Raw genomic sequence first — 22,913 nt, forward strand, 5'->3', positions numbered from 1 at the left:
TTTCTTGGACTAGAACCAATTCCATATTTTCTCTTTGCACCTCCTTGCGAACCTTGGCGGCAGTTGTTTTTTTACCGCAGGGGATGCGAGGGTACACAAAGGGTTGTTTTCTTGGATTGGAACCAATCACATATTCCCCCTTTGTATTACTTCTCGATCTTGGTGGTAAAACCCTACTACTGCTCTTTAATGAATTTGAGAATATCGGCGAGTACTTTTTCATTGAAACTTTCTTCAATAGAGCCATATTCGTTTGTAGAGCCAGTCTTTGCTGTTTGGAATAGATGGTTCAGATCATCATATACTTTTAGCGAAAGCAAACCAGGCTTGTTCTCAAACAATTCTATCAATCTATTTCCATTTTGGCTTGCTACAACCTGTAAATCCTTAGTACCAAATCCAGCAAATACTGGGATATCAATTTCTTTAATATAGTTTTCAGGATTCATTTTCAGGAAATAAATTAAAGATGGAGTCAACTGGCTTTCGTAGGTTTTTTGGGCATTGTTGATTGCATTGGACCATTGACCTTCCGGAACATTCATTTCTTTCAGTGAAGCTTCAAAAATTGGCTTTAAAGCGGCTTTCCATTCTTCATCTGAATTGCTGTCGATGACAGCTTGATAAATTTTTCTGTTTTTATTGGTTTCGGCTTTTACCATTACCTTAGATGCTCCTGCGACTCTTACTAATTCTTCTGTTTGCTTAGTCATCAAATCCTTAATGGGAACTACAGGACCAGCCAAAGAAATCAAAAAGGCTAAATCATGACCTTCCGAACCAAGGATCCAAGAAATCAAACCGCCTTCACTGTGTCCGATAACTCCGATTTTCCCCAGATCAACAGCAGGATGGTTTTTCAAAAATCCAATTCCTGAAACTACATCATTTTTCAAATCTTCTATATTTGCAGCAGAATAATCCCCAGTAGATTCCCCTACTCCCCTTTCATCGTATCTCAATACAATCACACCGTTTTTGGTCAAGTAATCTGCCATTACCCAAAATGGTTTGTGTCCCAATATTTCATGATCTCTATTATGGGGTCCAGAACCTGTCACCAAGACAACTGCTGGAAATTTCCCTTCCCCTTTTGGCTTTGTCAAAGTACCCCTCAGCTCAATGTCATCAGATGAATTCTCAAAATCAACTTCCAGTATATCATAATCAAATGGTCCGACCGGTGTTTGCGGTCTTTTTAGTCCTGATTCTTTCAATTCTTCTTTACTTACCCTTATGAAATCCAAGGGGAATTTCATTCCTCCTTGGGAAAAACTGCCTTTAATAACACCCCCTTCCAACACTCCTTCATAAGAAGCATTTCCCATACTCATTTCAAAGCTGACCATAAGTTGGTTGGCAAGGACTTTTTTCATTGGAATACCCATCGCTCCCTGATTTGGGCTGTCCATTTTTCCAGTCCATTCACCATCCACTTCTTCAAAGTGTGTCACCAATGGAATTGTCTGCCCCATTACTCTCAACTCCCCTTTCCAGCTACCTGCAATATCTTGCGAAAAACTATTGAAATTGATCAAAACCAGCAATCCCAAAACGTAAAGTAAAGATTTCATAATGGTGTATATTTATTTCTTCGAATATAATATAAAAACTAAGGTGATAATGGATATTTACTTTTCTTTTTAGTTGCTTGAATACTACTTACTTCCACCTTTGTGGATAATTATTCCCCATTTAATTCTTGAAATGGGCAAATACAAATAGCCTTTTGAAAAAGTTCTACTAATTTTACTTTATGGATAAAGAAATTTTGATGGATTTGGTGACCAAAAAGATGCCTTTTGGAAAATACAAAGGAAGATTGCTCTGTGACATCCCTGAACATTATTTGGTGTGGATGCATGGAAAGGGTTTTCCGGAAGGAAAATTGGGAATGTGGCTACATACACTTTATGAAATTAGATTGAATGGATTGGAGGATATTCTTTACCAACTCAAAAAAATAGCAAAATAAAAGTCTGATCATTTCTGATCAGACTTTTGGATAAATATTGATTTTTTCAGGCAATTACCTTACGATAATCGGGTCCGGATTTCCATCAGGATCACCAATTACAAAACCATCAGTACTTGGATTGCCCCACATCAAAACTCCAGCGGCATGCGGAGCCGCCATAGAAGTGCCACTTATGGATCTATAACCACTGCTGATCCAGGTAGAGTTGATTCCAACCCCTGGAGCACAATAGTCAATTGGCGGATTCCCAAAGTTGGAGAATGAAGCCCAAGTATCTGAACTATTCATAGCTGATATAGTGTAAATATTCGCACCGTTTGCCCTTGCTGGAGAATAATTGTTTGCATTCGCACCTGAATTTCCTGCTGCAATTACAAACTTAATGCCCCGGTTAGAAGCCGAAATCACTGCATTATCCAGTGCTGTAGACACTCCGCCACCCAAACTCATGTTTGCAACATCCCCAACACTTGCATTTGCTGCAACGAAGTCAACTCCGGCAATTACACCAGCGTTGGAACCTGAACCTCTGGAATCCAAAACCTTGATCGGAACCACAATTGCACCAGCAGCTACTCCTACTACTCCAATACTGTTGTCGATTGCTGCAATTGTACCAGCCACGTGCGTACCATGACCATTTCCATCATCAAAACCTGTATCTTTCCCCTTTGTGAATGCCGAAAAACCAATTGTCTGATCAACATTCAGGTCTGGGTGATTCAACTGAATACCGGTATCGATAACCCAGGCTTTTTTCGAGCCAGTGTAAGTTTGACCACCACCAACTCTGGTGATACCATATGGAATTGTTTGGGAAGGTGAAGTATTTCCACCGCCGCCGCCAGGCCTACCCTGACCAATTGTTACAATTTGGTCTGGTTCGATATATGCAACTTGAGGATCTTTTGACAATGAGGACAATTCTGAGTCAGTCAATTTTACAGAAAAACCATCAATCGCGGAGCCATATGACATTTCCAACTTATTGATAGAGATTCTATGTTTCGATAAAATACTTTCCGCATTTTTCTTCGCAAGAGCATTGACATCAGCATACGAACCATCTTTTCTGAAATTGATGCTGCTTGGATTCAGAACTACAATATAGCTACCAGGAATAATTTTCCCTCTATCTTCTAGAGATGCCAATTCCAAATCGTTATCAAAATTTGGCTCCTCTGTTGTCTCCTGACAAGATGTAGCAACTAAACCAAAGAAAAATGCTGCAATCAGCGCATTCTTACCATTAAATTTGTACCAGTTTTTTCTCATAATATATAGGGGTTTATGTTTGTTAATTTTCCAATTTAAATATTCCATTTACAAAAACAAACAATATTCGCCAACACAACATTAGTACATAATACTGTTTAGACACATTAAAACAGAATATAATACTTTTCATATAGTTAATGATAAAATTTAAATAATTTTCTTTTTTCGGATGAATTATGTCGGGAATCTAGTCGGTAAAAATAAAAATTCAATTTTATGCAACTTTGTTTCATTTGATTAGTGTTTGTATGAATTAACACTTAATTTTGCATTTTACTTCGATTTCCATTGCATCACTCAAAGTACCATTTATACCTTATTTTAATCCTGGTCCTATTTGTTGTCCAACATACAAATGGGCAAAAAATGGATTTCAAACTCACCGGGAAGATTGTTGACGAATCTGGAGAGGGATTGATGGCATCTGTTTTTATCCATGAATTGGGAAAAGGAACAGCCGCCGATATTGATGGGAATTTTGAAATCAATAAGCTAAGGCCTGGAAATTACCACCTTCATGTTACACATTTAGGTTACAAGTCCCTAAGCCAGACTTTGACTATCCAAGATGCTGATGTGGAATTTTCCACTACAATGATTGCATCTGCCATCCAATTGGAAAGTCTCACAATAGAAGCCAATCCATTCAAAAATGGGCCTTTGGAACAATCACAGACTATTTTGGTGATAGATAGGGATTACATTGAAAAAAACAATGCAGGGACATTTGCAAACACACTGGAAAAACTCCCGGGAATCAGCACCATCAATACTGGTGTAGGCATATCAAAGCCTGTAATCAGGGGAATGAGTTTCAACAGGATTATGATCAATGACAGGGGGATCAAGCAGGAAGGACAGCAATGGGGAGCAGATCATGGTTTGGAGATTGATCCTTTTGATGTAGACAGGGTAGAAATCATCAAAGGCCCCGCATCCTTGATGTATGGTTCTGATGGAATGGCGGGTGTGATCAATATATCCCCTCCAGCATTCAAGCAGGATGGTGAGATTGAAGCAACAGTCACCAGTATGTACCGAAACAACAACGACATGTTCTCCAATTCAGCTTCCATTGCGGGAAATGAAGGGGATTTCGTATTTGGTGGAAGATTTACCATGCAGGATTTTGCAGATTATAGAATTCCTGCCGAGAGTTTTAACTATGCAGGTTTTGTCCTTCCTATATATGAAAATAGACTAAAAAACACAGCTGGATCAGAAAGGCATTTTTCAGTAATGGGGGGAGTCAAAAAGCAATGGGGCTATTCTACTTTGACAGTGAGCAGGTTTCAACAAAAAGCTGGGATCTTTGTCGGTGCAGTTGGTGTCCCCCGCTCCTATAATCTGAGACCCGATGGGGATTCAAGGAATATTGACATCCCAAGGCAGGAAAGTTCCCATATGAAGGTAATCTGGAATAATAGTATCATGTTGGATGACAAATGGCTGGAATTGGATTTGGGATATCAAAAAAACATCAGGGAAGAGTATTCTTTCCCTCATTCACAAGAAGTTGCTCCCGACAATCCTTTTGGAAACCTGGCGCTTTCATTGGATTTGGATGTATTTACAGCCAATGCCAGGATAAGCCAGCAAAAAAGCGATAAAGGACAAGCCATTTTAGGATTTAACACACAGTTTTCCAGAAACAGACACAGTGGGTTTGAATTTTTACTACCAAGTTATGAGTCATTACAGGGTGGAATCTTTTATTTTAGGGAAATCAAGTTCCGATCAAACCTGATCTTCAACACAGGGGCAAGAATTGATGGTGCCTATCATGATATTCAAGAACACCTGCAACCTATCTATAGAAATTCCCGCCCAACTGGAGAAATGGACCAAAGAAATCCTGACATCCAGAAATCATTTATCAATTGGAGTGCTTCATCTGGGCTGTCATGGGTTTTTCAAAACTACTTTAACTTAAAATTCAACCTTGGATCAGCATATCGAATTCCCACACCGATAGAACTGTCTTCCAACGGAATCCACCATGGGAATTTCAGACATGAAGTAGGCAATGCCAACCTTGGAAGTGAAAGGAGCTATCAAGCAGATCTGAATTTTGCTTACTCAAACAGAAAAGTCTCCATTAATCTCAGTCCATTTATCGGGTATTTTGATGACTTTATTTACCTCGCTCCGTCTGGGAGATTCTCTCCATTACCTGGAGCAAGTGATCTATGGGAGTATCGACAAAACAATGCAATATTTGCAGGAAGTGAATTGAGTGCCGACTTCAATATAATTAAAAACATAGGTTTTAACATCGGAGTTGAGTATGTGGACAGCCATAATCTCAATACTGGTTTACCACTTCCTTTGACTCCTCCGTTCAGTACTTTTGCATCGATAGATTATCGCTTACCACTAGAATCAAAAATACTTGACAAAATGAGGTTGTTTCTGGAAGGTAAACTTGCATCTGACCAAAACAGGGTTGATAGAAATGAAAGGCAAACTGCAGGATACAAACTTCTGGGAGCAGGAATAAGCTGGAACACGATCCTGTACAAACAGAAAATCCAATTCCAGATTTCAGGACAAAACCTAACAAATGAGTTCTATTTGAACCACCTAAGCAGATATAGACTTTTGAACCTTCCAGAGCAAGGTAGGAACATAACTGTGAATGTGAAAATCCCCATTTCAATAAGATAATTGCCGTATACTTTTTATTGCAACCTAATTGCATTATATTTGCAACATAATTGCACGTATAATTATAACATAAATATCACAATGAAAAAATTATCTATTTTATTATCAATCGGATTATTGGCATTGAATTTCTCATGTACAGATGATCAGGATCCAAGTGTAACAGATCGAGATGCTCCTGTGATTGGGTTTGCAGAAGGTAGGGATAGTTTCAGACCTATGGAAAACGAAGTACGTGCTGCAACTACAGACCATATGCACGTCAGATTCAGTGTTACAGACGAATCAGGTATTTCAGAGGTACTTGTAGATATCCACAGTACTTTTGATGGCCATACACATGGAAGGATTTCCAATACTTTTAGCCCTTTGAGTGTAAAAGATATCTATAGTCCAAATGCTGAAAACGCTGCTTTCAGATTTCCAGAAGGAGCAACCAGCCTGAATGTAGACAATACTTCTACAGATATATACTGGGGAGGATCAACTTCTAGAGTCGATGGAAATGTATTGGCAGGACCTTATGATATCATCATATCGGCAATCGATATTCACAGTAACAAAACAGGATATGATGATGGCAGTAACTATCTGGCAACATTTTTCATAGAAAGGGCTTATGCGCCAGTTACTGAAGTGACCAACTTACATGATGGAGAGATTGAAGGTGAAGCGGGTGCTCCACTTGCAGTAGAAGGATCTATCAGCAAGGGCAATCATGAGTTAAGTTCTGAAATCAAGTTCGTTTGGGTAAGATTGGTAGAGGAAGACGATCATCATGGTCATAGCCATGGAAGAATTAAAGATGGGGAGTTTTTCGAAAAAATGTGGGGAGAATCTAATTGGAGAGGTAATGATTATAAAGGTGAGGCATTGCCAAACAATACCTCTTTGAACTTGTCTGAACTCCTATCGGGAGAAAATGAAATCATCCTACCAAGTGGAGAAGACCATCTTGAACTGATTATTTGGGTTGAAGATATTAATGGAAACGTAACTCAAAAGACTTACGAAGTTCACATAGATTAATTTAAATTATGATTTATATTTAGAGGGAAATCTGACCGATTTTCCTCTTTTTTGTTTCAAAAAAAATTCAAACTATATTATCATGAACACAATCTTCAAATCTACAAGCACCCTATTCATCTTCGTAGCAGTCCTTTTTGCCTGTAACACAAAATCCAGCAAGGAACATCATCATGCCGAAGTAGAAGATGAAAACCTGATTGAGGCTAACAAAATCCACCAGGCCTCACTTGATATCAGGGAAGAATTATTGGAAGTTGAAAAGCAGCTCAAAGAAGCAAATATCGATTATACGGAACTGAAAGATGAGTTGAAAATCTGGGACAAAGACATCATCGAAGTACCAGGGTTTGAGCATTCGCATGATGATGAACATCAGCGTAAATATCATGTACACAATCCTATGAAAGAATTTTCCAATGAAGAGCATAAAGCCTACCAGGAAGTGATGCATAGTGAAATTGTAGATCTTTCCGATAGGCTGAAGAGAAGATTGGTTCCAGAAGTGATGGAAGAAAGCAATTCTTAAGGGGGATATCCTTAAATCTTGCATTTGGAAGTTGAAAAACTTAATTATCCGCAATTCTACCCGATTCACTTGTATTGATGATTTTTTAGGTAGGATTGCGGATTTTACTCAATAAACAGGCAAACAAACTGAAATGCCCTCTCTGTTGAAGGCCTCTATGGCATTTTCGTTTCCACCAATATTTCCGGCGGAAAGGATCACTTCATAATCGGGACCACTCTCTGCCAAATGTACTTTTACATGGCCGTCAAAACTTTTGAACTGCTCAAAGGTAAGGGAATTGCCATTTGACAACAATCCCAACACGGTGGTACTTTTAAGATCTCTGATATCTACGGGGTTCAACATATAGGCAATAGGTGAATCTGGATTGTCATAGCTTCCAAAATGCAAATGCGCTGGAAAATAGTAAGCTTCAGATTCCTTAGCTCCTTCCAATTGCACTGTCAACTCAAGTTGGCCGCTGGTCAACTCCCGAACAAGCAATTTGCCTTCATATGCATAATCCGAACTTTGATAGAGATTGTATTCTATGGAATTGTTGGTATATTCTTCATCTTTGTCATCAGTACAGGCAAAAAAGAAAGGAGATAACAACAACAAAAGGACTAACTTTTTCATGGTGATTCTGTTTGTAACTCAATAACGGAATTAAATTCAAAATAGTTAATTCATATCCTAAATTTATAGAATTAAAATCAAATATGGAGGATAAGAGATTCATTCCGGCAAATAAATATTTTCAAGCAAAAGGCTGGAAACCTTTTCCATTTCAATTGGAAACTTGGAAAGACTATTTGGATGGAAAATCGGGTTTGCTCAATGCACCCACCGGTAGCGGAAAGACCTTTGCACTTTGGATGCCTGTACTTTTGGAATACATCAACAAAAATCCGAACTCTTGGCAAAAACCAAAAAAGAATGGATTGCAGATCATTTGGGTAAGTCCTTTGAGGGCGTTGGCTCAGGATATATCCTTTGCCATGCAGGAAGTCTGCAATCAGATGGGGCTGCCATGGAGGGTAGAGGTCCGAAATGGGGACACCAATAGCAAGCAAAAGCAGGCACAAAAGAGAAACCCACCGGAATGTCTCGTGACGACGCCAGAGACCTTACACATTCTCCTTGCGCAGAAGGAGAATTCAAAATTTTTCAAAGATTTACAATGTATCATCATTGATGAATGGCACGAATTGCTGGGAAACAAACGTGGAGTGCAGGTTCAGTTGGCATTGGGGTATCTTAGGAGTATGATACCAAATCCCCTGAAAGTTTGGGGAATCTCCGCGACAATTGGCAACCTTCAAGAAGCCTGTGAAGTCCTATTGGGAAAAAAGTCCCAAATCCATATTGTCAAAGCAGAGATTGATAAAGAAATTGATATCCAGACCATCTATCCGGAAGAGCTTGAAAAATATCCCTGGTCGGGTCATTTGGGAATCAAATTGTTAGACAAAGTGATTCCAATCATTGAGGAAAAAAGCTCAGTACTGTTATTTACCAATACGAGGGCACAGACGGAGATTTGGTACCAAAAGATTATGGAGATGCGACCTGATTGGGCTGGTTGGGTAGCTATCCACCACGGGTCATTGGATCAATCAGTACGTACTTGGGTAGAAGAATCACTTCATTTGGGTAAATTGAAGTTGGTCGTGTGTACTTCCAGCTTGGATCTTGGGGTTGATTTCAGACCAGTCGAAGCAGTTATCCAAATTGGCAGTCCCAAAGGGATTGCCAGGTTTGTGCAGAGAGCTGGACGTGCAGGCCATCGTCCAGGAATTGCAAGCCAAATATATTTTGTTCCGACCAATTCTCTGGAACTGGTCGAAGCTGCTGCCTTGAGGCAATCAATCAAATCGGGTGAAATGGAGAGCATCCCATGCCCTACTATGACTTATGATGTCCTGATCCAATTTTTGGTGACTTTGGCTGTGGGTGAAGGTTTTTTTCCCAAAAAGATTTTTGAGCTCCTCAAAGACACTTACAGTTTCTCGATGATCACAGAGAAGGAGTTCCAATGGACGCTGGCTTTCATTACCCAAGGAGGCGAGAGTTTGCAAAGCTATGAGGAGTTTTCCAAAGTAGAGATTATGGAGAATGGGCTTTTCAAAGTCAATGATAGGCGGACTGCCATGCGTCATAGGCTGTCGATGGGTACGATCGTATCTGACCCCATGCTGAAGGTAAAACTAAGGAATGGGGCGTTTTTGGGGATGATTGAAGAATATTTCATAGCCAAATTAAAGCCCGGAGATAGATTCCACTTTTCGGGAAGAAGCTTGGAGTTTCTCAAAATCAAAGACCAAACCGCACAAGTACAAATCGCCAAAAAGAAAAGCAACAATATACCCTCCTACATGGGAGGAAGGATTTCATTGACATCAAAACTTGCAGGGAAAATCAGGACTATATTGGAAGATGCTTCCAAAGGTATCTGGGCAACTGAGGAAATAAAATTTATAGCTCCCTTGCTCGCTTTGCAACAGCAGTTATCTATGATACCTGACAACCAAACGCTTCTGATTGAAAAAAACATTTCCAGGGAAGGGCATCACGTATTTTTCTTCCCGTTTGAAGGAAGGGTCGTTCACGAAATCCTTGGGGCATTGATAGCCTATAGGATCAGTTTCAGCTATCCTATTACCTTTAGCATTGCCATGAATGATTATGGATTTGAATTGCTTTCTGATAGTCCCATACCCATTGAAGATATATTGGAAGAAGATCTATTTACCGAAAAGGGCCTGCTTGAAGATATCCTCGCCTGCATCAATGAAAGCGAAATGGCAAAGAGGAAATTTCGGGACATTGCCACTATTTCCGGCTTGGTTTTCCAGGGTTTTCCGGGAAAGCCCATGAAATTCAAGCATCTCCAATCCAGTTCATCTATTTTGTATGGGGTTTTTGAGGAATATGATACTGAAAACCTTTTGCTGAAGCAAGCCCAAAGGGAGGTTTTGGATATGCAAATGGAGAAAAACAAGATCCTAGAAGTGATCCGTACGATCAACTCACAAAAACTGGTTATTATGAAACCTGGGCAATTCACCCCTTTTTCGTTCCCTATTATGGTGGACAGATTGAGAGCCACATTAACATCTGAAAATCTGGAAGATAGAATAGCAAAGATGAAAGCCAATTTAATTAACTAAAATATCCAAAACATATCTTGTAGATTCGGCACAATGAATTAATTTTAAGCATTGTATTCACTGCGCCCAATATAATGTCAAAATTCGACCTATCCTATATTTACCTGATTTGCTGTTCTGTTATTTTTTTTGGCATGTTGCAGGTTACTCCTGCCTTATCATTTCAACAAGAACTGCACAGGATCAAGGCGGATAGTCTTTTTAAAATCTACCAAACTACCTTCGAAGATGAAGATAGGCTCTTGATCCTCTCGGAACTGGTGCAGGAAATCCACTACTCCGACTCTGCTGTCAAGTATTACAACGAGGCAATCGAACTTGCCAAACTAGTCAAAAACAAAGAATTGGAAGCCCAAAACATCAATAGACTTGGTGTTTATTACAGAAATATGAACCTCCAAGAAGAGGCATTGAGTATGTATGAGCAGGCATTGGAAATCAGTCTAAAATCTGGTGAAAAAGTACAGATTGGACATTCTTACAACAACATCGGCCAGATGTATTATTACAAAGATTATTTTGATGAAGCTTTGGATTACTATGAACAGGCTGAAAAAATATTCCTTGAAATCAACGACGAAAATGGCTTAGGCTACAACTACACCGGTATGAGCTTGGTCTTAGGTAGCCTTGGTAGATATCGTGAAGCATTGGAAAAAATAAATAAAGCCATAGCGCTCAGGGAATCCATGGGACAGATCAGACAAGTCATGGTTTCCAAGTTCAACAAGGCAGACCTGTTGCTTGATTTGGGGAATTTTGAAGAGGCAGAAAATGACATTATCAAACTCTATGAATATGGAATCAACAACGATAAAACCAGGGCAATCAATGCGCTGGAGAAGTTGGTGGAGCTAAAAGTAAAGACCGGTGACCATAAAGCTGCAATCCAATATGCAGAAATAGCCCAACAAATCCATGAAGAAAAGCCCCTCTCAGAATCCATGATCGAAATCTATCAGATGATGAATCAGATATATTTCAATCTTGGTGACTTGGAGAAATCTCAGGAATACCAAACTTTACTCCAAGCAGAGAGGAATATTATCAAATCGGAAAAAACAAAGGTTCATCTTGCAGGGATAACCATCAAAAAGCAAAAAGATGAGATAGAATTTTTAAACAGGCAAAAGGAACTCATAGAACAGAATGAGCAATTCAAACTCTTTATCACTTATGGGCTAGTATTGTTGCTGATGGTTATTTCTGTAGCTTATTTCACTGTTTATCGAGCGCTTCAGCGGGAAAAAATCAACCTTGCAAAACTCTCAGAACAGAATAAAAAAATAGAAACCCAATCTGCAGATCTGGAAAAACTCAACAGGATGAAGGATAAAATATTCTCAATCCTTGCCCATGACCTCAAAGGGCCTCTAAACTCCCTGAGTGGTTTGGTCAAATTGATCCAAGAAGATAATTTGACCAAGGATGAGTTTATATCCTACATTCCCATCCTGGCTGAAAACCTTGGCAACAACAATATTCTGCTCGAAAACCTCTTGGTCTGGTCCAGAAGCCAAATGAATGGCCTGGAAGTCCACAATTCCAAATTGGATATTCAGAATTTGGTACAAAAAAGCATTGAATTCCTATTTCATTCGGGTTACTATAAGGGCCAGGTGATGGTCAATGATGTCGATAAAAACACCTATGCCTTGGCAGATAAAAACATGATTGATATTGTGTTGAGAAATTTATTGTCCAATTCTTTGAAATTCACAAGGCAAAACGAGCATATCACCATCAGTTCCTATGAACAAAATGGCCACATAGTGATGAAAGTCAGTGATCAAGGTGTAGGAATCAAACAAAAAAACATCAATAGATTATTCAGCACCGAATTTTTCAGTACCCCTGGAACCCATCAAGAGAAAGGTACAGGTATAGGATTGATCTTGACCAAAGAACTTATCGAAATCAACCAAGGGGAAATTTGGGTGGAAAGCGAATATGGATCAGGTTCCGATTTTTACTTTACTATCCGGAAAGCCTAATTTGCCCTCCAAAAAAATGGGGTAAATACAACCAAAATCGTAAACAATTCCAACCTTCCCAAAAGCATCAAAAAACACAGAAAGATTTTGGCAGATGGGCTGAGGAAGGCAAAATTATCCATGGGTCCTACCTGGCCAATCGCCGGTCCCACATTTCCCAAACTCGTGGCAACTGCCCCAAAGGATGTCAAAATATCATACCCCATCAAAGTCATCACGATAGATCCCAAAACAAATATCATCAGGTAAATCAACAGAAAATTCATGATATGGGTAATGATTTTTCCTGTTACCCGATCACCATTGATTTTTAGGGGCACAACAGCTCTGGGGTGTACGATCCGTTTGAATTCCAGCCAAGTATTCTTCACAAAAGTCAAATGCCGGACAAACTTGATCCCTCCAGCTGTAGATCCCGCAGAACCTCCCAAAAACAACATCATGAAGAACAAAAGTGTTAATCCTTGGTGGTAAGATGTATAATCCGCTGTAACATAGCCAGTGGTAGTAATTAAAGAGACTATTTGGAATAACCCATCCCTGAACGACCTTTCGAACCCCTGCCCACTATAATAATATATCGGCGCAAAAAATAAGACCGCCAAAACCACCACAACAAAGAGATAGGTCTTGAACTCATCAGATTTCCAGACTCTTCGGAATTTCCCTATCAATCCAAAATAGATAATGGTAAAGTTGGTCCCGGCCAAAAACATAAATACGATCGCAACATATTGTATGAAGGCACTGTCATAAAATGCCATACTGGAATTTTTGGTTGAAAATCCACCGGTAGCCATTGTTGTCAATGCGTGGTTGATGGCATCAAAGATTGTCATCCCTCCCAAATAGTATAAGAGCCCTGCCAATACTGTCAAACCCAGATAGACAAACCAGAGCCTTTTGGCTGTTTCCCTGATCCGCGGATGTAATTTGTCGGAAGTAGGCCCGGGAGACTCTGCTACAAACAATTCAATCCCTCCTATCCCCAACAATGGCAAAATCGCAACAGTCAAAACAATGATCCCCAATCCCCCAATCCATTGTGTCATACTCCGCCAGAATAGAATCCCTGCCGGCATAGCTTCAATATCATTCAAAATCGATGCACCGGTAGTAGTCAAGCCGGAAACTGTTTCAAAAATTGCATCAGGAATATTTCCTATGGCTCCGCTCAGGATATATGGAAGCATTCCAAAGATTGACATAAACAGCCAACTCAGCGAAACAATCAAATACCCTTCTCTTTTCCGGATATTTTGGTCCTGTTTGGAAAAGGAAAAATACAGGGAGGCACCTACTACAAAAGATATAAATGCAGATCCAATCAAGGCTATCTCATCCTGGCTTTCATAATAAAAAGAAAAGGCAACCCCAGGAAGCATCAGCAATGCCAACAGCATCAATAAAGCTCCCATGATCTTACCTATGGCTTTGTAATGGATCATTTTAATGGAATAATTTTTCTAAAGGGTTTTTGGCCGCCGGCAATGCAAATACGATCGCTTTGTCATCTATCTGCATGACAAATTCCCCATCTGGAATAAATACCTGGTCACCGCGGATTACGCCAGCCACCATCGCACTTTCGGGAAAATGCAAATCCTTCAATGCTTTCCTTGTCAATCTATTGTTTTTGGTGATCACGTATTGGACAAACTCCGCATCAACCCCATATATTCCCGATACAGCTTCTACATTTCCTTTTCTCAAAAACCTAGTGATTTGGTTGGCTGCCACAAGTTTTTTATTGATCAGGGAATCTACGCCAATGCTGTGTGATATGTGGATATATTCCCGGGTATCCACATGGGCAATCGTCTTGTATACCCCATGATTCTTTGCCGTAAGACTGGTAATAATGTTCGTCTCGGAAGATTCAGTTACAGAAATAAAGGCTTCCATTTGTTCCAATCCTTCCTCAACCAAAAGATCAATATTCTTATAGTCTCCATTGATAACCAAAGTGTTATCCAATCTCTCCGAAAGCCATTTACAACGCTCTTTGTCTTTGTGTACAAGAGTCACCCTATAAAAATTTTCCAGCTTCAAGGCTGTGGCATAAGCCATATCATCCCCTCCGATAATCATCACATTTTTGATGGTCACCTCTTTCTGGCCAAGCAATTCCAAGATAGATTCTACCGCCTGTTTGTTCGAAATAAAGAATACATGATCATTGTTTCTAATGATCGTGCTGCCTCTGGGAATGATGGTCATCTGATCCCTTACTATCGCAATGATCTTGATGTCGTTAAAAATCGGGTTGTTGCTCATCTCAGAAATAGCTTTGTTTACCAAACTGCTATACTGATCCAATGTAATTCCCACAACATTCAATTTTCCCTCTTCAAATTCAAATACATCTGTGAAAGAGGAATTTTTGAGCATTCTTTTGATCTCTTTGCTACAGAGCATTGTCGGGGAAATGATATTATCAATTCCTATATTCTTAAAATACACTTCGTGATCTGGATCCAGATAATCATGGTTTCTTACCCTTGCAATCACCCTGGTAGCCCCAAGCTGTTTGGCTAGAGCTGCTGTAACGATATTGGATTTTTCAGAAGTGGTCACTGCCATCACCATATGGGCATCATTGACCCCGGCATTTTTCAGAACTTCCAGGGAAGTCGAATCACCCACGATCGTCAATACATCCAAGTGGGAGGACACATTGTCAAGAACATCCTTGTCAGTATCTATCATGACAATGTCCTTGTTATCAAAACTCAATTGCTTGGCAAGATGGTAACCCATATCCCCTGCCCCAGCAATGACTATTTTCATTCCCATAAAGGTGAAATATCATTTGATTTGGCTGCAAATGTAATGACTTAGAATGAATTAATTAGGGGAATTGGATTGTAAGATTGGAAAAACTTTTCCCATATTCATCGAATCCAGCAATATTTGGCTAAAGCCAATCGATCTATACCTAATCCTATCTTGGATGGGCTGAAACCTCATCCCAACTCATGATACAATTGCCTTTTTGTAATAGATGATGCACTTTCCCAATTCATTGAATCGCATCCTGCTTTTGAATTGCCTCCTGCTTTAGCTGGAGGGAAGAAAATGAATAAGCATGCAATCATGGCTTTAGCCGAAAGCTTATTTACAAAATGAACTAATATACCTATCTACTGACTTGTTTCCCAACCTCCTTGCTGCATTCCAATCTTCACAAGCCTTGGTATTGTTTTTTGCTTGATAGTAGCTTGTTCCCCTATTGGTCAAAACATCGGAATTGTCGGGACTAAGTCTCAGGGCATAAGTATAATCAGCAATTGCCTTATCAAACTGCTTGGTCTTCAAATGGCAATTGCCCCTATTAAAATGGTATGCCCAGACGATCGGAAAATCCTCTCCATTGATTTTGCTGTAATCAATAGCCGCAGAATAGGCTTTGATAGCTGCTTCATATTGTCTTCTTTCTTGGTAAATATTCCCGAGGTAATAGGACAATTCATCATCTTCCTCAAAAATTTCCAGAGCAGTATTCAGCGCCTCAATAAGCTTATCGGTCTTTTGGGGAACGTTTCTGATGGCATTATAATAGTTGACATATGCTGGATGAAATGTAGGGTCTTTCTCCATCACAGGTTCCAATATTTTTGCGGCACTTTCATAATTCCCTTTTGAAATCATATCTAAGGCTGTTTCCACAATGACAATCGAGTTATTCCTTTCTTCCGGATCGACATCATAGATCTCCTGTGCATGGGTGGCAAAGACCTGAAAAAACAATACACAAACAAAAACAAATAGATACTTCATAAAACCATTTAATTTATAAACTAAAACTACTGGATAAATTCGCTAATCCAAAAGTTTTTTTCCTTCTTCTTCCGGTAATTCTTCTATTTCCTTCAACTTCCTTTGGATCACTCTGGTTCTCGTTCCCACCAAAGTATCCAAATCGGTACTTGCTTCGGTGATTTTCTTTTGGGCTTTGCTGATCAGATCTCCGAACTTTGAGAATTCCGCTTTCACTGCCCCAAGGACTTTCCAGACCTCACTGCTTCTTTGCTGTATTGCCAAGGTCTTGAAACCCATCTGCAAACTATTCAACATCGCAGCCAAGGTGGTTGGGCCTACCAATATTATCTTGTATTCCCGTTGCAATAGTTGTGCTAGATCCCCATCTCTGATGATCTCGGCATAAAGGCTTTCCATCGGGAGAAAAAGAATGGCAAAATCCGTGGTATATGGAGGAATGATGTATTTGTTGCTGATATCTTGGGCAGCTTTCCGGACAGCCTTAAAAAGCTCGATTTTAGCAGCATCTATCAAAGCCTTCTCTCCCAATTCATATGAATCCAAGAGCCTGTAATAGGATTCTTGGGGAAATTTGGCATCAATTGGCAAATATATTGGTCCATCATCTGAATTGCCTGGCATTTTGATGGCGTATTCCACCCGCTCAGCGCTTCCTTTCTTCAATTGTACATTGAATTCATATTGATCTGGTGCCAATACATTCTCCAAAATCGCCTGCAATTGATATTCTCCCAATACACCTCGGGTTTTTACATTGTTCAGTACCCGCTTCAAGTCCCCTACTCCAGTAGCTAGCGTCTGCATTTCACCCAGGCCTTTTTGCACCGCCAGAAGTTGCTTGGTTACAATTTCAAATGATTGCCCCAGTCTTGTTTCCAATGTTTTTTGCAGTTTCTCATCTACTGTCTCACGCATTTTTTCCAACCTCTCTTCGGTAGACTGCAGCATCCGTTCTTGTCTTTGGATCAATTCCTGAAACTTCTCCCGTTGAAGTTCATTGAATTCCTTTACATTTTCCCTAAATAGCTTCCCAAAATCCCTCAAAACTTCTGATTGCTCCTTGGAATTAGCCCTCAAAGAATCGAAGACCAGCCCAAACTGGTGCATCAATCCTTGGCTGATCTCTTCCCTATTTGCCTGCATTTGCTTATTGAGTTCACTTTTGAGTTCTAGAAACTCAGTCTTTCTCTCTTGGTCTCCCCCACTTTTTTGACTTAGTTTATAAACCAGATATAACAGTAGAAATGTTTGTACAATCAGGACGATATAAATTGGATTTTCTATTGGCATTGCTTAAATTTTTTGGAATCGAAAAGTAATCTATATTCGATTGAATGCCTAGAAATGAAAAATATTCTGCGACAACCTTTGTCTGGATTTCTCCAATAACAACAATTCTGGCTGACTTGAATTGGCTACAGAAGCGGCTGTTTTACAATTAATGACAAATAGTTTTTGGAATTTTTGAAAGGGTATTGACTAGAATATATAAATTACACCCTGATTTTCTAGAAAATAAAAAAAGGATTCTCCGTGTTTTACCTTTGTTTACTTAATCGGTAAAATTGTAGGAAATCAAATTAGCCCAATTCAATATTGATCCAAATGCAGAAAACAATACTCTATTTTACTTGTCTATCAATGATCTTCTTTTCTTGTCAAAAGCCTGAAAAGCAAGATTCCGTTTCATCTGTACAGCTTACCCTGGAAGAAGCCAACAGACTTGCAAAAATGCCCCTTCATTGCCTGCAAGTAGAATATCCCAATAAACTCAACCAAACACTGGCATCAGAAGATTACCTCAAAGGGCCAAAAGAACTGCATCCTGCATTTTACGGTTGTTTTGACTGGCATTCAAGCGTACATGGCCATTGGATGTTAGTCAGTCTACTAAGGCAGTTTCCAGATTTGGACAATAAGGATGAAATCAAGAAAATCCTACTGGAAAACATCAGTTACCAAAATATATTGGCAGAAGTAAATTACTTTTTCCAACCGCAAAATTCCAGTTTCGAAAGAACATATGGCTGGGCTTGGGTATTGAAACTTGCAGAAGAACTTTATCTCTGGGATGACCCATTGGCAAAAAAACTGGAACAAAACCTACAGCCATTGACTGATTTGATGGTGAAAAAATATATCGATTTTCTCCCCAAGTTAAATTATCCCATTCGAGTTGGCGAGCATAGCAATATCGCATTTGGATTGTCTTTGGCATATGATTATGCAGAAACCCTCAATGAAAAAGAATTGTCAGGGATGATCCGCCAACGTGCCAAAGACTGGTTTATGGATGATCAAAACTGCCCCTTGGATTGGGAACCCAGTGGGTATGATTTTCTGTCCCCATGCTTTCAGGAATTGGACGTTATGAGAAAAGTATTGGAAAAGGAAGAGTTCGACAATTGGATAACCAAGTTCATGCCTGAGCTCAAAAACAGGGATTTCCAATTGGCACCTGGTGAAGTGAGTGACAGGACAGATGGAAAGTTAGTCCACTTGGACGGGCTGAATTTTAGTAGGGCATGGTGCATTTATGGTCTTGCCAAAGCATATCCCCACCAATATGGGCACTTGAATGCGATAGCGGATGCCCATATCAGGTATTCCCTACCCTCTATTGTAGATGACAACTATGAAGGTACGCATTGGTTGGGCAGTTTTGCAGTCTATGCCTTGCAGCAGGGTGCAAGATGAGTTGGAAAAAATACATAGGGCCAGGGCCATTGGTGGCAGCGGCTTTCATTGGTCCGGGAACTGTCACCGTTTGCACACTTGCTGGGGTCAATTTTGGTTTCGACCTGTTGTGGGCATTGGCGCTTTCTATCATAGCAACTATTGTATTGCAGGAAATGGCTGCCAGAATTGGCTTGATAACACAAAAAGGACTTGCATCCGTAATTTCAGAGACTCTTCAAATCGGTCTCATCAGATATTTTTCGATCTTTTTGGTGATGTTCGCAATTGTGATAGGAAATGCTGCCTATGAAGCTGGAAATATATCCGGAGGCGCTTTGGGGGCAGAATTGATTGTCAATTTCCCAGACTTGAATATCGGTCAATTCCAGGTTAGGATACTCAATTTCCTGATCGGAACAGTGGCTTTTTTGCTTCTGATGCTGGGTAGTTTCAAAACCATCAGCAAGTATCTGACAATATTGGTAATCCTGATGAGTCTTGCCTTTATCACAAATGCAATTATTTTAAGCCCAAAGTGGGGTGAATTGATGGCAGGTTTTATACCCGAAATCAATGCCAGCAATATTCTTACAATCGTTGCATTGATCGGAACAACGGTAGTTCCCTACAATCTGTTCCTTCACTCCTCCCTGGTAAGCCAAAAATGGAAGGAATTGTCTGACCTCAAATATATTCGTTTTGACACCATCATTTCGGTAGTTTTAGGTGGAACCGTATCGATGGCGATCGTTATCACTGCCGCTTCTGGAGAGGCACTGGATGTGAATTCCGCAGCTGATTTGGCTTTGGGTTTGGAAGGCTTGTTAGGTAACTATGCAAAATACTTTATGGCATTTGGGCTGTTTGCTGCCGGGGTAACATCCGCTATTACAGCTCCGTTGGCTGGTGCTTTGGTCGTATCAGGATGCTTTGGATGGTCTACGGATATCAAAAGCAGATCCATGCGATTTAGCATCATTTTCATTCTGGGGTTGGGGCTTGTGTTTTCTTCTTTGGGTATCAAACCCGTCCAGTTGATCACCTGGGCACAGGTCGCAAATGGGATCTTGCTCCCACTACTCAGTGTATACATCCTATGGATTGTCAATAAAAAATCAGTCATGAAAAGTCACGTGAATTCCTCCAGATTAAATATCATAGGCGGATTGATTTGGTTGATCACCTTGATTTTGGGATCATGGAGCGTCTATAAGGTTGTTTTTTAGATTTGTGGAAAAGTTTATTGGTTAATTGAGTTGATTAAGTTACTTGGTGAAACAGTAAGTTAAATTACTTATATATCCACTTTCTTACCTTTAGCAAGTTTAGATATTCTTTGATACTTAATTGTTGAGAAGCTAAAAAATGATTAGCTTAATATCATGAAAAAAGAATATAAACCATCGGGATACAATTCAGTATCACCCTATTTCATTGTAGATGATGCTGATGGGTTTGTTGCATTGATGAAGTCAATATTTGACGCCAAGCAGCTTCGGGAATATCGAACCTCAGAGGGTAAGATTATGCATTCAGAATTGCAAATCGATGACTCTGTAATAATGCTTGGAAATGCTTCTGAGAAATATCCAGCTGTCACTACCGTCATGCATGTGTATGTACCAGACGTAGACCAAACTTTCCAAAAAGCAATAGACTCGGGTTGCGAAATTATAGAGCAACCAAAAGTCAACGAGGAAGATCCTGACAAACGGGCCACTTTTAAGGATTTTGCAGGAAACTTATGGTCCATTGGAACACAAATGGGTTAGTATAATTATGAAAGAGGAAATTCAAGCGTTCAATAATAGCCAGCAAGAACAAGACCGCATTATATGTGATTTTTTAGCAAACAAAATCATTGAATTTTTACCAGAGGCAGAAAATAAAATATGGCACCGTCACCCCGTGTGGTTTTTGGATGGAAACCCTGTAACAGGCTACAGCAAACAAAAAAAAGGGATAAGATTGATGTTTTGGAGTGGGATGGGCTTTGATGAAGAACTTCTAAAACCTGGAACAGGAAAATTCAAAGATGCTTCTATTTTCTATAATTCCATCGAAGAAGTCAATGAAAATGACCTGAAAAGGTGGGTGAGTAAAGCGAGGGAAATCCAGTGGGATTACAAAAACCTGATCAAAAGAAAAGGGAAACTTGAAAAACTAAAATAAAGATAAATGAATCCAATTTCGAACAAATACATTGCCTTTTTGAGGGGGATCAATGTTGGCGGACACCATAAAGTCCCCATGAAAGACTTAGCACTTTATATGGAACAACTGGGCTTTACCAACGTCATAACTATCCTGAATTCCGGAAACATCATTTTTGACAGCAATGAAAATAATATAAAAGTAATTGAAGATCAATTGGAAAAACAACTTCAGTTAAAGTTTGGCTTTCCAATACCCACAATTGTCCAAAGTGCTGAAAACTTGCTCAAGCTATATCAAGAGGCACCCTTCAAACAGCATGTCCCAACCAAAGACACCCGATTCTATATTACATTTGTAAAAGATAACCCATCAACTCAAATTGAGCTGCCTTGGGTCAGCCAAGACAGTTCATTTCAAGTACTTACTTACAAAAACAAAATAGTTTCCAGTATTTTGGATGTATCTAAGATGAGTTCACCAAAAGGTATGGAAATATTGGAAAAGTCCTTCGGAAAGAATATTACCACACGAAATCTTAATACAATCGAAAAATTGGTCGCAAAATTTAAATAACCGCTATCTTCAAAGTCCTTCTAAATATGTAAAAGAATTGTACAGGCAGTTAAAAACCTTTACATGGATATTTTTCCGTTGATATATTAATTGGGTGTTCCCCAAACAATTTCATTAGATTGGATATTGTAATTCATATCATACATTTCTAAAGCTATTGAAATGTCTTGAACCAATCCAAACAACCACACCAACAAGCAGATGAAACCAATCAAAAAAGAAGACATTAGCCAAGAGGTATTTGACATTTATGATGAATATGTCCACAGCAAAATTGATAGAAGACAGTTTGTAGAACGGCTTTCCCTGTACACTGCCGGAGGAGTCACACTTTCCGCCTTGATGGGTTATTTGATGCCTAATTATGTCCAAGCCAAGCGCTTTGATATGGATGACAAACGATTCATTGCCAAGTATATCAAATATGATTCACCAAAAGGTGCTGGAGAGATGAAAGCCCTTTTGACCAGACCAGCTGGCATGACTGGCAAACTCCCTGGAATCGTCGTAGTCCATGAAAACAGGGGGCTCAATCCATATATCGAAGATGTGGCACATCAGTGTGCACTAGATGGATTTATTGCTATTGCACCGGATGCATTGACGCCTTTTGGAGGATATCCAGGGACGGATGATGAAGGCAGGACCATGCAAGCCAAAAGAAACAGGGATGACATGTTGGAAGATTTTATAGCGGCATTCGAAACACTTAAAAACCATCCTGACTGCAATGGAAAGATCGGAGTAGTTGGATTCTGTTTTGGTGGGTGGATCTCCAACATGATGGCTGTACGTATTCCAGAACTCAAAGCTGCCGTTCCATATTATGGAGGCCAGGCAAGTGAAGAGGATGTTCCCAAGATCAATGCGCCTTTACAGCTCCATTTTGCGGAATTGGATACAAGGGTAAATGCCGGATGGGAAGCATATAAAAACACTTTGGACGAACATGGAAAAGAATATGAAGTCCATTTCTATGAAGATCTAAACCATGGATTCCACAACCACTCTACCCCAAGATACGATGAAGCCGGAGCCAAATTGGCATGGGAAAGAACGGTGAGGTTTTTTAGGGAAAAACTGGTTTAATA

19 protein-coding genes are annotated in these 22,913 nt (G+C 39.7%); 12 read left to right on the forward strand and 7 right to left on the reverse strand.

The window, feature by feature from the left end; all coding sequences use genetic code 11:
- Positions 1-176: 176 nt before the first annotated feature.
- Positions 177-1,574: an alpha/beta hydrolase family protein gene (locus ACFSKL_RS15295; RefSeq protein WP_376887195.1), complete on the reverse strand. Its 1,398-nt coding sequence runs from the start codon at positions 1,572-1,574 to the stop codon at positions 177-179.
- Positions 1,575-1,756: 182 nt separating this feature from the next.
- On the opposite strand from ACFSKL_RS15295, the gene ACFSKL_RS15300 reads away from it, so the two are divergent.
- Positions 1,757-1,975: a DUF3820 family protein gene (locus ACFSKL_RS15300; protein WP_376887196.1), complete on the forward strand. Its 219-nt coding sequence runs from the start codon at positions 1,757-1,759 to the stop codon at positions 1,973-1,975.
- A gap of 54 nt (positions 1,976-2,029) precedes the next feature.
- Here the strand turns inward: ACFSKL_RS15300 and ACFSKL_RS15305 are convergent, their stop codons facing one another.
- Entirely contained in the window at positions 2,030-3,253 is a 1,224-nt protein-coding gene (locus tag ACFSKL_RS15305; RefSeq protein WP_376887197.1) for a S8 family peptidase, read from the reverse strand.
- Between the two features lie 369 nt (positions 3,254-3,622).
- On the opposite strand from ACFSKL_RS15305, the gene ACFSKL_RS15310 reads away from it, so the two are divergent.
- The 3 genes from ACFSKL_RS15310 to ACFSKL_RS15320 all read left to right on the forward strand — a co-directional run bounded on the left by ACFSKL_RS15310 (position 3,623) and on the right by ACFSKL_RS15320 (position 7,481).
- Entirely contained in the window at positions 3,623-5,923 is a 2,301-nt protein-coding gene (locus ACFSKL_RS15310) for a TonB-dependent receptor (protein WP_376887198.1), read from the forward strand.
- Positions 5,924-6,004: 81 nt separating this feature from the next.
- Complete coding sequence (locus tag ACFSKL_RS15315; RefSeq protein WP_376887199.1) at positions 6,005-6,952, forward strand: DUF4625 domain-containing protein; 948 nt, start codon at positions 6,005-6,007, stop codon at positions 6,950-6,952.
- An 82-nt stretch (positions 6,953-7,034) separates the two neighbouring features.
- Positions 7,035-7,481, forward strand: a complete 447-nt coding sequence (locus ACFSKL_RS15320) for a hypothetical protein (protein ID WP_376887200.1) — start codon at positions 7,035-7,037, stop codon at positions 7,479-7,481.
- A gap of 108 nt (positions 7,482-7,589) precedes the next feature.
- Here the strand turns inward: ACFSKL_RS15320 and ACFSKL_RS15325 are convergent, their stop codons facing one another.
- On the reverse strand, positions 7,590-8,102 hold the full coding sequence (locus tag ACFSKL_RS15325) for a hypothetical protein (protein ID WP_376887201.1): 513 nt from the start codon (positions 8,100-8,102) through the stop codon (positions 7,590-7,592).
- Between the two features lie 83 nt (positions 8,103-8,185).
- Here ACFSKL_RS15325 and ACFSKL_RS15330 point away from each other — a divergent pair, with 83 nt between their 5' ends.
- Both ACFSKL_RS15330 and ACFSKL_RS15335 read left to right on the forward strand, forming a co-directional pair.
- Positions 8,186-10,636: a ligase-associated DNA damage response DEXH box helicase gene (locus ACFSKL_RS15330; protein ID WP_376887202.1), complete on the forward strand. Its 2,451-nt coding sequence runs from the start codon at positions 8,186-8,188 to the stop codon at positions 10,634-10,636.
- 74 nt (positions 10,637-10,710) lie between these two features.
- The gene (locus tag ACFSKL_RS15335) at positions 10,711-12,630 is read left to right on the forward strand and encodes a tetratricopeptide repeat protein (protein WP_376887203.1); all 1,920 of its coding nucleotides are present in this window, start codon (positions 10,711-10,713) and stop codon (positions 12,628-12,630) included.
- Here the strand turns inward: ACFSKL_RS15335 and ACFSKL_RS15340 are convergent.
- The 4 genes from ACFSKL_RS15340 to ACFSKL_RS15355 all read right to left on the reverse strand — a co-directional run bounded on the left by ACFSKL_RS15340 (position 12,627) and on the right by ACFSKL_RS15355 (position 17,703).
- Positions 12,627-14,078, reverse strand: a complete 1,452-nt coding sequence (locus ACFSKL_RS15340) for a TrkH family potassium uptake protein (protein WP_376887204.1) — start codon at positions 14,076-14,078, stop codon at positions 12,627-12,629. The genes ACFSKL_RS15335 and ACFSKL_RS15340 overlap by 4 nt on opposite strands.
- Position 14,079: 1 nt before the next feature.
- Positions 14,080-15,426 (reverse strand): Trk system potassium transporter TrkA, encoded by a 1,347-nt coding sequence (trkA, locus tag ACFSKL_RS15345; protein WP_376887205.1) that lies wholly within the window; start codon positions 15,424-15,426, stop codon positions 14,080-14,082.
- A 318-nt stretch (positions 15,427-15,744) separates the two neighbouring features.
- The gene (locus ACFSKL_RS15350) at positions 15,745-16,410 is read right to left on the reverse strand and encodes a tetratricopeptide repeat protein (RefSeq protein WP_376887206.1); all 666 of its coding nucleotides are present in this window, start codon (positions 16,408-16,410) and stop codon (positions 15,745-15,747) included.
- A gap of 42 nt (positions 16,411-16,452) precedes the next feature.
- Positions 16,453-17,703, reverse strand: a complete 1,251-nt coding sequence (locus ACFSKL_RS15355) for a DNA recombination protein RmuC (RefSeq protein ID WP_376887207.1) — start codon at positions 17,701-17,703, stop codon at positions 16,453-16,455.
- A gap of 315 nt (positions 17,704-18,018) precedes the next feature.
- Here ACFSKL_RS15355 and ACFSKL_RS15360 point away from each other — a divergent pair, with 315 nt between their 5' ends.
- From ACFSKL_RS15360 to ACFSKL_RS15385, 6 genes are all read left to right on the forward strand, one after another.
- Entirely contained in the window at positions 18,019-19,110 is a 1,092-nt protein-coding gene (locus tag ACFSKL_RS15360) for a DUF2891 domain-containing protein (RefSeq protein ID WP_376887208.1), read from the forward strand.
- Positions 19,107-20,318 carry an Nramp family divalent metal transporter gene (locus tag ACFSKL_RS15365; protein WP_376887209.1) on the forward strand — a complete coding sequence of 404 codons (1,212 nt, stop codon included), beginning with the start codon at positions 19,107-19,109 and terminating at the stop codon, positions 20,316-20,318. Before ACFSKL_RS15360 ends, ACFSKL_RS15365 begins: the two co-directional genes overlap by 4 nt.
- A 156-nt stretch (positions 20,319-20,474) precedes the next feature.
- Entirely contained in the window at positions 20,475-20,864 is a 390-nt protein-coding gene (locus tag ACFSKL_RS15370; RefSeq protein WP_376887210.1) for a VOC family protein, read from the forward strand.
- Positions 20,865-20,871: 7 nt separating this feature from the next.
- Positions 20,872-21,264: a DUF1801 domain-containing protein gene (locus tag ACFSKL_RS15375; RefSeq protein WP_376887211.1), complete on the forward strand. Its 393-nt coding sequence runs from the start codon at positions 20,872-20,874 to the stop codon at positions 21,262-21,264.
- A 6-nt stretch (positions 21,265-21,270) separates the two neighbouring features.
- The gene (locus ACFSKL_RS15380; protein WP_376887212.1) at positions 21,271-21,822 is read left to right on the forward strand and encodes a DUF1697 domain-containing protein; all 552 of its coding nucleotides are present in this window, start codon (positions 21,271-21,273) and stop codon (positions 21,820-21,822) included.
- Positions 21,823-22,023: 201 nt separating this feature from the next.
- Entirely contained in the window at positions 22,024-22,911 is an 888-nt protein-coding gene (locus ACFSKL_RS15385) for a dienelactone hydrolase family protein (RefSeq protein WP_376887213.1), read from the forward strand.
- Positions 22,912-22,913 lie beyond the last annotated feature (2 nt).

The sequence above is a fragment of the Belliella marina genome, assembly GCF_042682445.1.
In the GTDB taxonomy this organism is placed as follows: Bacteria; Bacteroidota; Bacteroidia; order Cytophagales; family Cyclobacteriaceae; genus Belliella; species Belliella marina.

Coding starts and splice junctions, on each gene's coding strand:
- ACFSKL_RS15355 (WP_376887207.1), bottom strand. CDS start 17,703: ATGCCAATAGAAAATCCAATTTATATCGTCCTGATTGTACAAACATTT.
- ACFSKL_RS15365 (WP_376887209.1), top strand. CDS start 19,107: ATGAGTTGGAAAAAATACATAGGGCCAGGGCCATTGGTGGCAGCGGCT.
- ACFSKL_RS15320 (WP_376887200.1), top strand. CDS start 7,035: ATGAACACAATCTTCAAATCTACAAGCACCCTATTCATCTTCGTAGCA.
- trkA (WP_376887205.1), bottom strand. CDS start 15,426: ATGGGAATGAAAATAGTCATTGCTGGGGCAGGGGATATGGGTTACCAT.
- ACFSKL_RS15305 (WP_376887197.1), bottom strand. CDS start 3,253: ATGAGAAAAAACTGGTACAAATTTAATGGTAAGAATGCGCTGATTGCA.
- ACFSKL_RS15340 (WP_376887204.1), bottom strand. CDS start 14,078: ATGATCCATTACAAAGCCATAGGTAAGATCATGGGAGCTTTATTGATG.
- ACFSKL_RS15375 (WP_376887211.1), top strand. CDS start 20,872: ATGAAAGAGGAAATTCAAGCGTTCAATAATAGCCAGCAAGAACAAGAC.
- ACFSKL_RS15300 (WP_376887196.1), top strand. CDS start 1,757: ATGGATAAAGAAATTTTGATGGATTTGGTGACCAAAAAGATGCCTTTT.
- ACFSKL_RS15330 (WP_376887202.1), top strand. CDS start 8,186: ATGGAGGATAAGAGATTCATTCCGGCAAATAAATATTTTCAAGCAAAA.
- ACFSKL_RS15335 (WP_376887203.1), top strand. CDS start 10,711: ATGTCAAAATTCGACCTATCCTATATTTACCTGATTTGCTGTTCTGTT.
- ACFSKL_RS15380 (WP_376887212.1), top strand. CDS start 21,271: ATGAATCCAATTTCGAACAAATACATTGCCTTTTTGAGGGGGATCAAT.
- ACFSKL_RS15310 (WP_376887198.1), top strand. CDS start 3,623: ATGGATTTCAAACTCACCGGGAAGATTGTTGACGAATCTGGAGAGGGA.
- ACFSKL_RS15295 (WP_376887195.1), bottom strand. CDS start 1,574: ATGAAATCTTTACTTTACGTTTTGGGATTGCTGGTTTTGATCAATTTC.
- ACFSKL_RS15370 (WP_376887210.1), top strand. CDS start 20,475: ATGAAAAAAGAATATAAACCATCGGGATACAATTCAGTATCACCCTAT.
- ACFSKL_RS15385 (WP_376887213.1), top strand. CDS start 22,024: ATGAAACCAATCAAAAAAGAAGACATTAGCCAAGAGGTATTTGACATT.
- ACFSKL_RS15360 (WP_376887208.1), top strand. CDS start 18,019: ATGCAGAAAACAATACTCTATTTTACTTGTCTATCAATGATCTTCTTT.
- ACFSKL_RS15315 (WP_376887199.1), top strand. CDS start 6,005: ATGAAAAAATTATCTATTTTATTATCAATCGGATTATTGGCATTGAAT.
- ACFSKL_RS15350 (WP_376887206.1), bottom strand. CDS start 16,410: ATGAAGTATCTATTTGTTTTTGTTTGTGTATTGTTTTTTCAGGTCTTT.
- ACFSKL_RS15325 (WP_376887201.1), bottom strand. CDS start 8,102: ATGAAAAAGTTAGTCCTTTTGTTGTTGTTATCTCCTTTCTTTTTTGCC.